The sequence below is a fragment of the Delftia lacustris genome (genome assembly GCF_040267515.1).
In the GTDB taxonomy this organism is placed as follows: Bacteria; Pseudomonadota; Gammaproteobacteria; order Burkholderiales; family Burkholderiaceae_C; genus Comamonas; species Comamonas tsuruhatensis.
This window is the reverse complement of the sequence record NZ_CP141274.1, coordinates 2,151,679-2,164,889: the sequence shown is the minus strand read 5'-3', so window position 1 is coordinate 2,164,889 and position 13,211 is coordinate 2,151,679. Positions and strand designations below refer to the sequence as shown.

Genomic DNA, 13,211 nt, shown 5'->3' with positions numbered 1-13,211 from the left:
GAGGGGGAGGAAACTCAGCCCTTGACCTTGTGGATCATGGAATCGCCGGCCACCTGCCCCATGGATTCCACCCAGTGGCGTACGCGCTCGGCATCGCCCAGGCGGCTGAACTTTCCGGCGGAGTCCAGGAAGACCATGATGATCTTGCGGCCAGCCACCTGCGCCTGCATGACCAGGCAACGACCCGCTTCGGAGATGTAGCCGGTCTTTTGCAGGCCGATATCCCAGGTCGGGCTCAGCACCAGGCGGTTGGTGTTGTTGTACTGCAGCGTGCGGCGGCCCACGGCCACTTCATAGCCGGGCGAAGTGGTGTACTCGCGCACCAGCGGATCACTGTGCGCCACATTCACGAGCACGGCCAGATCACGGGCGCTGGACTGGTTGCGGCTGGACAGCCCGGTGGGCTCCACGTAACGGGTATCGGTCATGCCCAGCAGGCGCGCCTTGGCATTCATCTGCTGGACGAAGGCATCCAGGCCACCTGGGAAGGTGCGACCCAGCGCATGGGCAGCACGGTTTTCGCTGGACATCAGGGCCAGGTGCAGCATTTCGGCACGGGTGAGCGTGGTGCCCACGGCCAGGCGCGAACTGCTGCCCTTTTCGGTATCCACATCATCCTGCGTGATGGTGATGGATTCATCCATGGGCAGATGGGCCTGGGAAATCAGCAGACCCGTCATCAGCTTGGTCAGCGAGGCGATGGGCAGCACGGCATGGTCGTTCTTGCTGAGCAGCACTTCGTGGGTGTCCTGGTCCATGACCAGGGCCACGCTGCTCTTGAGATCAAGAGGATCGGCCACTGCATGCAGCCCGGCCATCTGCCCGAACGACAGGCGTGGCTCGTAGGCAACGGCACGAATGGGGCTGGCAGCGCTGCGGGCGGCCACGCGGCTGGGCTGGCGCGCGCTCTTGGCAACGCGCTTGCCCTGAGGAGCCGCCGTGGCGCGCTCCTTCACGGCCTTCTTCTTGACAGGGGCCACGGCCACCTGTTTCTTGGCAACTTTCTTGGCCGGTGCGGCATGCGCGCCCGGGGCAGTGAGAGCACAACTCAGGGCCAGCAACGAGAGAACCTGAGCAAATCGACCGAGGCGGGCACGGCGTAGGGTGGGCATGAGAAATGCTCCAAGCAGCAAGAATTTGTGACTAGACCTTACATTAATCGAAAAAGTCGCACTGTGACAATAACTTGTGCGACTTTTCGATAATTTAAATGAAATTATAAGGCGAGTGCTTACCCCTGCGCAGCCACGACCTCTGCATTGCTGTGTAATTTGTTCAACGCGCTCAGATAGGCCTTGGCCGAGGCCACGACAATGTCCGGGTCCGCGCCCACGCCGTTGACCACGCGCCCGCTGCGCTGCAGGCGAACGGTCACTTCGCCCTGGCTCTCGGTGGAGCCGCTGATGGCGTTGACCGAGTACAGCAGCATCTCGGCACCGCTCTTCACCTCGGACTCGATGGCCTTGAACGAGGCATCGACCGGGCCATTGCCGTCGGACTGGGCCTTGATCTCACGGCCATCGCGGCTGAACACCACCGACGCGTGTGGGCGCTCACCCGTTTCGCTTTGCTGGGCCAGCGAGATGAACTGGAAGGGATCGGCCTGCTGATGCGCATCCTGCTCGGTCACCAGGGCCAGGATGTCCTCGTCGAAGATTTCACTCTTGCGGTCGGCCAGTTCCTTGAAGGCCGCAAAGGCAGTGTTGATCGCGGCTTCGCTGTCGAGTTCCACGCCCAGCTCCTGCAGGCGCTGCTTGAAGGCATTGCGGCCGCTGAGCTTGCCCAGCACGATCTTGTTGGCGCTCCAGCCCACATCCTCGGCACGCATGATTTCGTAGGTGTCGCGCGCCTTGAGCACGCCATCCTGATGGATGCCCGAGGCGTGGGCGAAGGCGTTGGCGCCCACGACGGCCTTGTTGGGCTGCACCACGAAGCCCGTGGTCTGGCTGACCATGCGGCTGGCGGCCACGATGTGCTGGGCGTCGATGTTGACGTCAAGGCCGAAGTAGTCCTTGCGCGTCTTGATGGCCATCACCACCTCCTCGAGCGAGCAGTTGCCCGCGCGTTCGCCCAGGCCGTTGATGGTGCACTCGATCTGGCGCGCCCCGCCGAGCTTGACGCCGGCCAGCGAGTTGGCCACGGCCATGCCCAGGTCGTTGTGGCAATGCACGCTCCAGACGGCCTTGTCGCTGTTGGGCACGCGCTCGCGCAGGTTCTTGATGAAGGCGCCGTACAGCTCCGGAATGGCGTAGCCCACGGTGTCGGGCACGTTGATGGTGGTCGCGCCTTCGGCAATCACCGTCTCGATGACGCGGCACAGAAAGTCCGGGTCGCTGCGGTAGCCGTCTTCGGGGCTGAATTCGATGTCGGCGATCAGGTTGCGCGCAAATCGCACCGACTGGCGCGCCTGCTCCAGCACCTGCTCGGGCGTCATGCGCAGCTTTTTCTCCATGTGCAGCGCACTGGTGGCGATGAAGGTGTGGATGCGCGCGCGGCTGGCGTCCTTCAGAGCCTCGGCCGCACGGGCGATGTCGCGGTCATTGGCACGGGCCAGCGAGCAGATGGTGGAGTCCTTGATGGCGCGCGCAATGGCCTGCACCGACTCGAAGTCGCCATTGGAACTCGCCGCAAAACCGGCCTCGATCACATCGACCTTCAGCCGCTCGAGCTGGCGCGCGATGCGCAGCTTTTCGTCGCGGGTCATGGAGGCACCGGGCGACTGCTCGCCGTCACGCAAGGTGGTGTCGAAAATGATCAATTGGTCGGTCATGGGAGTCTCGTCTTTCTTGTGGATGCGAATCTCCTGCCCACGGGCAGGTGATGAAAAAAGCCGGTGCGCTTGTGGCTGCACCGGCTAGGCAATGGAATTTAAGCGGCAACCGCCTCCTGCACCGTCACCTTCTCGGCAGAGGGCACGCGCTGCAAGCCCGACATGATGGCCCGGAACGAAGCGGAGACGATATTCGCATCAACCCCGACGCCGTAGCACACGTGCAACTCGTCCACGCGCAGTTCCACGTAGGCAATGGCCTTGGCATTGGCACCCTCGCCGATGGCATGCTCGTTGTAGTCCAGCACGCGCACGGCCCGGCCGCTGTGCTCGCTCAGCGCCTGCACGAAGGCATCGATGGGCCCCGTGCCTTGCGCCTCGACCGTGCGCTTGCCGCCGTCAACGGACAGATCGGTCGACAGGCTGACCACGCCGTCGTTCTCGCTGAGGCGGTAATGCGGCGCCTGCACGGATTGCAGGCTGTACTCGCGCTGGAACAGCGCCCACAGGTCGGCCGCGGCCAGCTCCTTGCCGCTGGCGTCCATCTCGCGCTGCACCACCTGGCTGAACTCGATCTGCAGGCGACGCGGCAACTGGAGGCCATACTCGCTTTCAAGCAGATAGGCGATGCCGCCCTTGCCGGACTGGCTGTTGACGCGGATCACGGCCTCGTAGCTGCGGCCCAGGTCCTTGGGGTCGATGGGCAGATAGGGCATGTCCCAGATGTCGCCGTCCTTGCGATCGGCGAAGGCCTTCTTGATGGCGTCCTGGTGCGAGCCCGAGAACGAGGTGTAGACCAGATCGCCCACATAGGGATGGCGCGGATGCACGGGCAGCTGGTTGCAATGCTCGACCGTGCTGCGGATGCCGTCGATATCGGAGAAATCCAGGCCAGGCGACACGCCCTGGATGTACATGTTCAACGCCACGTTGACCACATCGAGGTTGCCCGTGCGCTCGCCATTGCCGAACAGGCAGCCTTCAAGGCGGTCCGCACCGGCCATCAACGCCAGCTCGGCCGTGGCCGTGCCCGTGCCGCGGTCATTGTGCGGATGCACAGACAGCACGATGGAGTCGCGGCGCTGGATGTGGCGATGCGTCCACTCCACCATGTCGGCGAAGATGTTGGGCGTGGAGTGCTCCACGGTGGTGGGCAGGTTGATGATGCACTTGCGCTCGGGCGTGGGCTGCCATACATCGGTGACGGCATCGATGACGCGCTTGGAAAACTCCAGCTCGGTGTCCGAATACATCTCGGGCGAGTACTGGAAGGTCCACTGCGTCTGGGGATAGCCGGCAGCGATCTCGTTGAACATGCGGGCATTGGTGGTGGCCAGCTCGACGATCTCGTCCTCGCTCATGTTCAATACCACGCGGCGCATCACGGGCGCGGTGGCGTTGTAGAGGTGGACGATGGCCCGGGGCACGCCTTCGAGCGCCTCGAAGGTACGGCGGATGAGGTGCTCGCGCGCCTGGGTCAGCACCTGGACGGTCACGTCATCGGGAATGCGGTTTTCCTCGATGAGCTTGCGCATGAAGTCGAACTCGACCTGGGACGCGGAAGGAAAGCCGACCTCGATTTCCTTGAAGCCGATCTTCACCAGCTGCTCGAACATGCGCATCTTGCGATCGATGTCCATGGGCTCGATCAGCGCCTGGTTGCCATCGCGCAGGTCCACGCTGCACCAGACCGGGGCCTGAGTGATCACCGCATCGGGCCAGCGACGGTCTTGCAGGCGGACCGGAGCGAACGGACGGTACTTGGTCGAAGGGTTTTGCAACATGGCTGAAGTGCTTTCTATCGTCTAGGTAAAAACAAGACCCACCTGCTCCAGCGACCCCACAAACGCAAAACGGCCCGTCGCTGGTGCAAACGGGCCGTGAAAGTAGGAATGTACGCGCGCGCTACTGTCTCTGCCCGTGGGACATCAGTAGTAGAGCTAGCGACAGGTATTGCATGCGGGTCACTTTAGCACAGGTTCTCAGGCGCTGTGAAGATGCTGCGGCGCATCATTTGTGCAGGCCGCGCTCTTCAGGCTCATCGGTCGAGGTGCTGATGACGCTGGTACGCTGGCCCTTGGCCTTGCGCCATGCATAGACGCCGTAGCCCGAGAAACCGTAAAGCAGGAACACGCCGAACAGCACGATGGGCGGATGGATATTGATGATGGCGATGCCCAGGGCGATCAGTACGATGGCCGCAAAGGGCACGCTCTTCTTGAAATGCACGTCCTTGAAGCTGTAGAAAGGCACGTTGGTGACCATGGTCAGGCCCGCGTACAGCGTCAGGAAGAACATGATCCAGGTGATCTGCGTCCAGCTCAGCCAGGCATCCTGGCCGCGCAGCAGGCCCGCCTCGTCCAGCAGCCAGATGAAGCCGGTGACCAGCGCTGCAGCGGCGGGCGAAGGCAGGCCCTGGAACCAGCGCTTGTCCACGGTGCCGGTGTTGACGTTGAAGCGCGCCAGCCGCAGCGCAGCGCAGGCGCAATAGACGAAGGCTGCAATCCAGCCCCAGCGGCCAATGCCCTTGAGCGCCCACTCATAGGCGATCAAGGCGGGAGCGGCCCCGAAGGACACCATGTCCGACAGCGAATCCATCTGCTCCCCGAAAGCGCTCTGCGTATTGGTCATGCGTGCCACACGTCCGTCAAGGCTGTCGAGCACCATGGCGCAGAACACGCCTGCGGCAGCCAGTTCAAAGCGGCCATTCATGGCCATCACGATGGCGTAGAAGCCACCGAACAGCGCAGCCAGCGTGAACAGGTTGGGCAGGATGTAGATACCCTTGCGGCGCTTGCGCACCACCACGCCTTCGATTTCGTTGGACTCATTGTGGTTTTGCATCAATCCGGCCTCCAGCACAGCGCACGCAAGCGTGAGCAGCTATTAAAACGATAGTATTCTAAGGGAGCGGACAGTGCCGCCCCGAAAGGGTCAGTGTACCTGCGCACCGCACCCCTTCTCTGCACGAAAAAGGCCACCCGTCGGGGTGGCCTTGTCCTGCACCTTGCGTAGGCCGCATGCGCGACCCATGCAAGATGGAATGCAGCAATCTCAGTTGCGGCTCTGGTCAACCAGCTTGTTCTTGGAGATCCAGGGCATCATGGCGCGCAGCTGGCCGCCCACCTTTTCGATGGCGTGTTCGGCGTTCATGCGGCGGCGGGCCGTCATGCTCGGGTAGTTGGTGCGGCCTTCCTGGATGAACATCTTGGCGTATTCGCCGGTCTGGATGCGCTTGAGGGCAGCACGCATGGCTTCGCGCGACTTGTCGTTGATGACTTCTGTACCCGTCACGTACTCGCCGTATTCGGCGTTGTTCGAGATCGAGTAGTTCATGTTGGCGATGCCGCCTTCGTACATCAAGTCCACGATGAGCTTGAGCTCATGCAGGCACTCGAAGTAGGCCATTTCGGGAGCGTAGCCGGCTTCGGTCAGGGTCTCGAAGCCCATCTTCACCAGTTCCACCGCGCCGCCGCACAGAACGGCCTGCTCGCCGAACAGGTCGGTCTCGGTTTCTTCCTTGAAGTTGGTTTCGATGATGCCGCCCTTGCCGCCACCGTTGGCCATGGCATAGGACAGGGCCAGGTCACGGGCCTTGCCGGACTTGTCCTGGTACACGGCGATCAGCGAAGGCACGCCGCCGCCCTTCAGGTACTCGGAGCGCACGGTGTGGCCAGGGCCCTTGGGGGCGACCATGATCACGTCCAGATCGGCGCGCGGCACAACCTGGTTGTAGTGGATGTTGAAGCCGTGGGCAAAGGCCAGCGTGGCGCCTTGCTTGATGTTGGGGGCCACGTTGTTGGTGTAGACCTCGGGGATGTTCTCATCCGGCAGCAGGATCATGACCAGATCGGCGGCCTTCACGGCGTCGTCGACTTCAGCGACGGTCAGGCCTGCCTTGGCGACCTTGTCCCAGGAAGCGCCGCCCTTGCGCAGGCCGACCACGACCTTCACGCCGCTTTCGTTCAGGTTTTGAGCGTGTGCGTGGCCCTGGCTGCCGTAGCCGATGATGGCAACGGTCTTGCCCTTGATCAGGCTCAGGTCACAGTCCTTGTCGTAGAAAACTTTCATGTTGGCTCCAGGCTTCGTGTGTGTGTAGGGGTTGAAAGGGGAAGGGGACAGGTTTCAGGTGCGTTGCAGCGCATCAAACGCGCAGGATGCGTTCGCCGCGGCCGATGCCGCAGGAGCCGGTACGCACGGTTTCCAGAATGGCCGTGCGGTCCAGCGCCTGCAGGAAGGCGTCGTTCTTGGATTGGTCGCCGGTCAGCTCGACCGTGTAGCTCTTTTCGGTCACGTCGATGATGCGGCCGCGGAAGATGTCGGCCATGCGCTTCATCTCCTCGCGTTCCTTGCCCACGGCGCGGACCTTGACCATCATGAGCTCGCGCTCGGTATAGGAGCCTTCCGTCAGGTCCACGACCTTGACGACCTCGATCAGGCGGTTCAGGTGCTTGGTGATCTGCTCGATCACGTCTTCGGAGCCATTCGTCTGAATGGTCATGCGCGACAGCGATGCGTCTTCCGTGGGAGCCACGGTCAGCGATTCGATGTTGTAGCCGCGGGCCGAGAACAGGCCCACCACGCGCGACAAGGCTCCCGGCTCGTTTTCGAGCAGCACGGCAATGATGTGTTTCATGAAAGAAAGATTCCTCTTTTCGCTGCCCTCCCCCGGCGCCGGTAAACGTCGGGCTTGGCAGGCAATAGATTCGTCAAGGGGTTGCCGCCTTGAGGGCGGCTACTGAAGAAGATGCGGCAGGAACAGGCCCTGGCGAACCCGGCCAAGGGCTCGCTCAGAGGTCGTCAGCTCCCAGCAGCATCTCGGTGATCCCACGGCCGGCCTGCACCATGGGGAACACATTCTCGGTGGGATCGGTGCGGAAGTCCATGAACACCGTCCGATCCTTGAGCTTGCGGGCCTCGCGCAGGGCGGGCTCCACGTCCTCGGGGCGCTCGATCAGCATGCCCACGTGGCCATAGGCCTCGGCCAGCTTCACGAAGTTGGGCAGCGAGTCCATGTAGCTGCTGCTATAGCGGCCCGAGTACTCGATCTCCTGCCACTGGCGCACCATGCCCAGGTAGCGGTTGTTCAGCGACACCACCTTGACCGGCGTGTTGTACTGCAGGCAGGTGGCCAGCTCCTGGATGTTCATCTGGATGGAGCCTTCGCCCGTGATGCAGAACACCTCGGATTCAGGCTTGGCCAGCTTGATGCCCATGGCGTAGGGCAGGCCCACGCCCATGGTGCCCAGGCCGCCGGAGTTGATCCAGCGGCGCGGCTCGTCGAAGCGGTAGTACTGCGCAGCCCACATCTGGTGCTGGCCCACGTCGGACGTGATGTAGGCATCTGCGTCGCGGGTCATGTTCCACAGCGTCTCCACCACGTACTGGGGCTTGATGACCGAGCCGTCGCCACGGCTGTACTGCAGGCAGTCGCGGCTGCGCCAGCCTTCGATGGTCTCCCACCACTGGCCCAGGGCCGCAGCGTCGGGACGGGCGCTGGCCTCGCGGATCATGGAGATCAGCTCGGTCAGCACTTCCTTGACGTCGCCGACGATGGGCACGTCCACCTTCACGCGCTTGGAGATGGAGGAGGGATCGATGTCGATATGGATGATCTTGCGCTCCACCGACATGAAATGCTTGGGGTTGCCGATCACCCGGTCGTCGAAGCGCGCACCCACGGCCAGCAGCACATCGCAGTTCTGCATGGCGTTGTTGGCTTCGATGGTGCCGTGCATGCCCAGCATGCCGAGGAACTTGCGGTCGCTGGCCGGATAGGCACCCAGGCCCAGCAGCGTATGCGTGACCGGGTAGCCCAGCATGTCCACCAGGGTGCGCAGCTCGTTGCAGGCATTGCCCAGCAGCACGCCGCCACCCGTGTAGATATAGGGACGCTTGGCCGCCAACAGCAACTGCAGCGCCTTGCGGATCTGGCCGGCATGGCCCTTGCGCACCGGGTTGTAGGAGCGCATCTCCACCTTTTCGGGGTAACCGGTGTAGAGAGCCTTCTTGAAGGACACATCCTTGGGGATGTCCACCACCACGGGGCCGGGGCGGCCGGTGCGCGCGATGTGGAAGGCCTTCTTCATGGTGTCCGCCAGCTCGCGCACATCCTTGACCAGAAAGTTGTGCTTGACGATGGGGCGGGTGATGCCGACGGTGTCGCACTCCTGGAATGCATCGGTGCCGATGTAGGCCGTCGAGGTCTGGCCGCTGATCACGACCAGGGGAATGGAATCGGTGTAGGCGGTGGCAATGCCGGTGACGGCGTTGGTCAGGCCGGGACCCGAGGTCACCAGGGCCACGCCGACTTCCCCCGTGGCACGGGCAAAGCCGTCTGCCGCATGCACAGCCGCCTGCTCGTGGCGCACCAGCACATGCTGAATGGTGTCTTGCTTGTAGAGGGCGTCGTAGATGTACAGGACCGCACCGCCCGGATAGCCCCAAAGCTGCTTGACGCCTTCGGCCTGCAGGGACTTGACGAGGATCTCGGAGCCCATCAGCTCCTGGGATGCATGGGACTGCGACGCCGCTGCTGCCGCGCTGGAGTACTCGGCTTTGGAAATTTCCATGATCAACCTTTGTGAATTTCTCTAACGAAAAACCTTGGGTGCCCCTTGCCTGAAGCCCTTGTGAGGCCGGTGCGGGACTTAGGACCAACAGACATGGGCGAGTGAGTAAACGCCGGACCGTGACCCGTTTGCCTTTTTGAATTGCAGCAGACATTATCGCACTGCAACACGCCTGTGCGCCATCGTGCGAAAAAAATTGACACTGCGGTGCGATAATCGGGTCCCGCGTCCGTTCAGCCCCCCTCAACGAGCCCCTCATCCGGGCCTGCGTTCCTTTTGGCAACCGAGCAAGAACTATCCGACTTCCTCAAAAGCGTAGAAAAGCGTGCCTTCAAGCGCAGCTTTTTCCACGTCCGGGACGAGGAGGCGGCGCTGGACATCGTGCAGGACAGCATGCTCAAGCTGGCGCAGCACTATGGCGACAAGCCCATCACCGAGCTGCCCATGCTCTTCCAGCGCATCCTGTCCAACAGCACACTGGACTGGTTTCGCAGGCAAAAGACGCAGAACGCCCTCTTCACCCGCATGAGCGATCTGGAGGCCTCGGCCGGCGACGATGCGGACTTCGACTGGCTCGAGACCTACGCCGACTCCGCACAGAACGGCGAAACCGCCCGCAGCGCCGAGGATCTGACCGAGCGGGCGCAGATTTTGCAAAGCATTGAAAAAGAGATACAGGAGCTGCCGGCGCGTCAACGCGAAGCATTCCTGATGCGTTATTGGGAAGAGATGGACGTTGCGGAGACCGCTGCCGCGATGGGGTGTTCCGAAGGAAGTGTAAAAACACATTGTTTCCGCGCCATCCAGACATTGAGCAAGGCACTGAAGGCCAAAGGAATCGAGCTATGAAGACTGCGCCCACTCTCACTCTCCACAGCGAAATGGCGGCCGACCGCATCGCACGCCGGATCACCGCGCGCCTGGGTGACGGCGAGGCGTTGCTGCCATACGACATCACCGAACGGCTGCGCGCTGGGCGCGAGCGCGCCCTGTCCGTTCGCCGGCGCGAACTGCGCGCTGCGCCCTTGCAGGCTGCCAGCGCAACCCAGGCTCAGGGTGGCACCATGACGCTGGGCTCTGGCGACGAAGGCGGCACCTGGTGGCGCGCGCTGATCTCGGCCGTGCCGGTGCTGGCCCTCATCATTGGCCTGGTGGTCGTCAACGTGCAGACCGATCAGATTGGCCTGACCGAGGTTGCCGAGGTCGATACGGCCCTGCTGACCGATGACCTGCCCCCTGCCGCCTATGCCGACCCCGGTTTCATCCAGTACCTGAAGACTTCGGCCACCAACACGGAACGCTGATACCCGCCTTGCCTGCCTGCATGCCCACTGATTCACGCGCCGCGTTCCACCGATCACCCGCCGCCATCCTGGCGGCGGTGCTGTTGATGGCGCTGGCCTGGACCGGCTGGCGCGTCGTGCAACAGGTGCGGCTGGCGCCCAGCACGGTGTCGCCGGCCACCATTGCGGCCTCCAAGACCCTGCATGGCGACGCAGCCACGCGCCAGCGCGCCACAGCCCTGGCCTCAGGCCCACGCTGGGCCGAGCTGACGCCTGCGCAAAGCAGGGTGCTCGAGCCCCTTTCCGAGCGCTGGTCCATGATGGACGCGCTGCAAAAGCGCCGCTGGATGGCATTGGCCGAAGGCTGGGACAAGCTCAGCGAAAAGGAGCAGGAAAAGCTGCGCGACCGCATGCAGACCTGGTCCAGCCTCAGCGCCCAGCAGCGCAGCCAGGCCCGCCTGAATTTCGCCCTGACCAACCGCCTTGCCACGGACAAGCGAGCCCAGTGGGAGGCCTACCAGGCGCTCAGCGACGAAGAAAAACGCCTTCTGGCTGCACGCGCCGCGCCCAAGGTCAAGGGCGCCGCCAACGCCATACAGCCCGTGGCGCCCAAGCGTCTGGCGCGGATTCCTGCGGCCTCGGTGGCACCGGCCACCATTCCGAATCCCCCCAAGATTCCACCAGCCACCATCTACAATCCGCCGCCTCCGGTTCCACCGGTCGCGCCGCCTTCGGCCGTGGAAACCCATCCCGTGCGCCCGCCTGCGCTGGTGGAGACAGCCCCGGTGGAAGTGCCTTCGGCCACACCCATGCCCTTGCCGCCCATGGAACTGCATGACGGCGCCGAGGCCACCCCACAGCCCTCGCACGGCGAAGCAGCCCCTTCGCATTGATGCAGCGCCCCGACACGCCCGCATGACGAACGCCACCTCCCCCGCCTCCACGGCAGCCGGCTCCGCCGCCGATCCACGGATGGCCCCGCGCCTGGCCCGGCGCATGGCCTGCTGGCTATATGAGGGCATGCTGCTGTTCGGCGTGGTCTTCATCGCCGGATATCTGTTTGGCACCTTGTCTCAGACGCGCAACGCCATGGACAACCGCCATGCGCTGCAGGCCTTCATGTTCGTGGTGCTGGGCATCTATTTCGTCTGGTTCTGGTCCAAGGGGCAGACATTGGCCATGAAGACCTGGCACATCCGCCTGGTGGATGCTGCAGGCCAGCCCGTCAGCCAGCTGCGCGCACTGCGGCGCTATGTGCTGAGCTGGATCTGGCTGCTGCCACCGCTGGCGGCCTACTCCACCGGCGTGCCGGCCTTGACCACCTTGGTGCTGCTGGTGCTGTGGGTGGCACTCTGGGCCCTGCTCAGTCGCCTTCATCCGCGCCGCCAGTTCTGGCATGACGCCTGGGCCGGCACACAGCTGATCCACCAGGCCCCGCCGCCCAGGAAAAAACGCTGAGCGGCAAAGGCAGCATCGCATCTCCTACACTCCCCAGCATGCCCGCCGCTTCACCCAAGTCCAACGACAGCACGCCTGTCAATCCCCAGAAAAGCCGCACGGGCCTGAACCGTGTCTGGCACGCTGCGGGTTATTCGCTGTCCGGCCTTCGTGCCGGATGGAATGAGAAAGCCTTCCGCCAGGAAGCGCTGGCCGCCATAGTGCTGATCCCTGCCGCCTTCTGGCTGGGACGCAGCTGGATCGAGGTCTCGCTGCTGGCGGGCACGGTCTTGCTGGTGCTGATCGTGGAATTGCTCAACAGCGGCATCGAGGCCGTGGTCGATCGCATAGGCCCCGAATGGCACGCCCTGTCCAAGCAAGCCAAGGACATGGGCAGCGCCGCCGTGCTGCTGGCGCTGCTGCTGTGCACGGGTGTCTGGCTGGCGGCTCTCTATCAACGGTTCATTGCATGACAAATCCCACGTTTTCCATTTGTGTGTATTGCGGCTCGCGCCCCGGCGACCAGCCCGGATTCATCGAGGCCGCCCGCGCCACCGGCCGCTGGATTGGCGAGCACGGCGGCCAGTTGGTCTACGGCGGCGGGCGCAGCGGCCTGATGGGCGAGGTGGCCGAGGCCACGCGGCAGGCCGGTGGCCGCGTCGTGGGAGTGATCCCGCAGGCGCTGGTGGACAAGGAGCTGGCCAACCATGCCTGCGACGAACTGCACATCGTCCAGACCATGCACGAGCGCAAGGCCATGATGGCCGAGCGCAGCGATGCCTTCGTCGCCCTGCCCGGCGGCATAGGCACCTTCGAGGAATTGTTCGAGGTCTGGACCTGGCGCCAGCTGCGCTACCACGACAAGCCCATCGGCCTGCTCAATGTGGACGGCTACTACGACAGCATGCTGCAGTTCCTGCAGACCTGCGTGGGCCATGGCTTCATGGGCGAGTGGCAGATGGGACTGATAGAAAGCGGCAGCGACATCCCCTCACTGCTGCAATCCCTGGTGCAGAACGCCGGCACGGGCCTGGAAACGGCCCCCTTGCGCGCCGTGATCTGAAACGGAAACGGCCACCCGTTCAGGGGTGGCCGCTGGAATCCGGATGTCGAGCCCAGGGCGCCGCGTGCGCCCTGCACTGCTGCCAG

General features: G+C 63.6%; 13 protein-coding genes. 6 read left to right on the top strand and 7 right to left on the bottom strand.

The genetic code is table 11. The annotated features are described in order from the left end of the window. Positions 1-14: 14 nt before the first annotated feature. The 7 genes from U6958_RS11180 to U6958_RS11150 form a co-directional block, all read right to left on the bottom strand. Positions 15-1,112: a serine hydrolase gene (locus U6958_RS11180; RefSeq protein ID WP_016447411.1), complete on the bottom strand. Its 1,098-nt coding sequence runs from the start codon at positions 1,110-1,112 to the stop codon at positions 15-17. Positions 1,113-1,231: 119 nt separating this feature from the next. Continuing rightward, on the bottom strand, positions 1,232-2,770 hold the full coding sequence (locus U6958_RS11175) for a 2-isopropylmalate synthase (RefSeq protein WP_016447412.1): 1,539 nt from the start codon (positions 2,768-2,770) through the stop codon (positions 1,232-1,234). A 98-nt stretch (positions 2,771-2,868) separates the two neighbouring features. After that, positions 2,869-4,554 (bottom strand): 2-isopropylmalate synthase, encoded by a 1,686-nt coding sequence (gene leuA / locus U6958_RS11170; RefSeq protein WP_074921397.1) that lies wholly within the window; start codon positions 4,552-4,554, stop codon positions 2,869-2,871. Positions 4,555-4,780: 226 nt separating this feature from the next. Beyond that, entirely contained in the window at positions 4,781-5,614 is an 834-nt protein-coding gene (pssA, locus tag U6958_RS11165) for a CDP-diacylglycerol--serine O-phosphatidyltransferase (protein WP_012206663.1), read from the bottom strand. A 210-nt stretch (positions 5,615-5,824) separates the two neighbouring features. Beyond that, positions 5,825-6,841, bottom strand: coding sequence for a ketol-acid reductoisomerase (ilvC, locus tag U6958_RS11160; RefSeq protein WP_016447414.1), 1,017 nt, complete (start codon positions 6,839-6,841; stop codon positions 5,825-5,827). 73 nt (positions 6,842-6,914) lie between these two features. Continuing rightward, positions 6,915-7,406 (bottom strand): acetolactate synthase small subunit, encoded by a 492-nt coding sequence (gene ilvN / locus U6958_RS11155; RefSeq protein WP_012206665.1) that lies wholly within the window; start codon positions 7,404-7,406, stop codon positions 6,915-6,917. A 154-nt stretch (positions 7,407-7,560) separates the two neighbouring features. Beyond that, positions 7,561-9,342, bottom strand: coding sequence for an acetolactate synthase 3 catalytic subunit (locus U6958_RS11150; protein WP_016447415.1), 1,782 nt, complete (start codon positions 9,340-9,342; stop codon positions 7,561-7,563). A gap of 276 nt (positions 9,343-9,618) precedes the next feature. Between U6958_RS11150 and U6958_RS11145 the strand changes: the two genes are divergently transcribed. From U6958_RS11145 to U6958_RS11120, 6 genes are read left to right on the top strand one after another with little or no spacing between them, the layout of a single operon-like run. Then, positions 9,619-10,191, top strand: a complete 573-nt coding sequence (locus U6958_RS11145; protein WP_016447416.1) for an RNA polymerase sigma factor — start codon at positions 9,619-9,621, stop codon at positions 10,189-10,191. After that, positions 10,188-10,646 carry a DUF3619 family protein gene (locus U6958_RS11140; protein WP_074921396.1) on the top strand — a complete coding sequence of 153 codons (459 nt, stop codon included), beginning with the start codon at positions 10,188-10,190 and terminating at the stop codon, positions 10,644-10,646. Before U6958_RS11145 ends, U6958_RS11140 begins: the two co-directional genes overlap by 4 nt. 20 nt (positions 10,647-10,666) lie before the next feature. Then, complete coding sequence (locus U6958_RS11135) at positions 10,667-11,518, top strand: DUF3106 domain-containing protein (protein WP_016451365.1); 852 nt, start codon at positions 10,667-10,669, stop codon at positions 11,516-11,518. A gap of 22 nt (positions 11,519-11,540) precedes the next feature. Then, positions 11,541-12,083 carry an RDD family protein gene (locus tag U6958_RS11130; RefSeq protein ID WP_016447419.1) on the top strand — a complete coding sequence of 181 codons (543 nt, stop codon included), beginning with the start codon at positions 11,541-11,543 and terminating at the stop codon, positions 12,081-12,083. A gap of 38 nt (positions 12,084-12,121) precedes the next feature. Further along, positions 12,122-12,535, top strand: a complete 414-nt coding sequence (locus U6958_RS11125) for a diacylglycerol kinase (protein WP_016447420.1) — start codon at positions 12,122-12,124, stop codon at positions 12,533-12,535. Further along, positions 12,532-13,125: a TIGR00730 family Rossman fold protein gene (locus tag U6958_RS11120; protein ID WP_016451364.1), complete on the top strand. Its 594-nt coding sequence runs from the start codon at positions 12,532-12,534 to the stop codon at positions 13,123-13,125. Before U6958_RS11125 ends, U6958_RS11120 begins: the two co-directional genes overlap by 4 nt. Positions 13,126-13,211: the final 86 nt, after the last annotated feature.

Bases quoted from the DNA above. Each gene is read 5' to 3' on its own strand.
- pssA (WP_012206663.1), bottom strand. From the start codon at position 5,614: ATGCAAAACCACAATGAGTCCAACGAAATCGAAGGCGTGGTGGTGCGC.
- leuA (WP_074921397.1), bottom strand. From the start codon at position 4,554: ATGTTGCAAAACCCTTCGACCAAGTACCGTCCGTTCGCTCCGGTCCGC.
- U6958_RS11150 (WP_016447415.1), bottom strand. From the start codon at position 9,342: ATGGAAATTTCCAAAGCCGAGTACTCCAGCGCGGCAGCAGCGGCGTCG.
- U6958_RS11140 (WP_074921396.1), top strand. From the start codon at position 10,188: ATGAAGACTGCGCCCACTCTCACTCTCCACAGCGAAATGGCGGCCGAC.
- ilvC (WP_016447414.1), bottom strand. From the start codon at position 6,841: ATGAAAGTTTTCTACGACAAGGACTGTGACCTGAGCCTGATCAAGGGC.
- U6958_RS11120 (WP_016451364.1), top strand. From the start codon at position 12,532: ATGACAAATCCCACGTTTTCCATTTGTGTGTATTGCGGCTCGCGCCCC.
- U6958_RS11175 (WP_016447412.1), bottom strand. From the start codon at position 2,770: ATGACCGACCAATTGATCATTTTCGACACCACCTTGCGTGACGGCGAG.
- U6958_RS11130 (WP_016447419.1), top strand. From the start codon at position 11,541: ATGACGAACGCCACCTCCCCCGCCTCCACGGCAGCCGGCTCCGCCGCC.
- U6958_RS11125 (WP_016447420.1), top strand. From the start codon at position 12,122: ATGCCCGCCGCTTCACCCAAGTCCAACGACAGCACGCCTGTCAATCCC.
- ilvN (WP_012206665.1), bottom strand. From the start codon at position 7,406: ATGAAACACATCATTGCCGTGCTGCTCGAAAACGAGCCGGGAGCCTTG.
- U6958_RS11180 (WP_016447411.1), bottom strand. From the start codon at position 1,112: ATGCCCACCCTACGCCGTGCCCGCCTCGGTCGATTTGCTCAGGTTCTC.
- U6958_RS11135 (WP_016451365.1), top strand. From the start codon at position 10,667: ATGCCCACTGATTCACGCGCCGCGTTCCACCGATCACCCGCCGCCATC.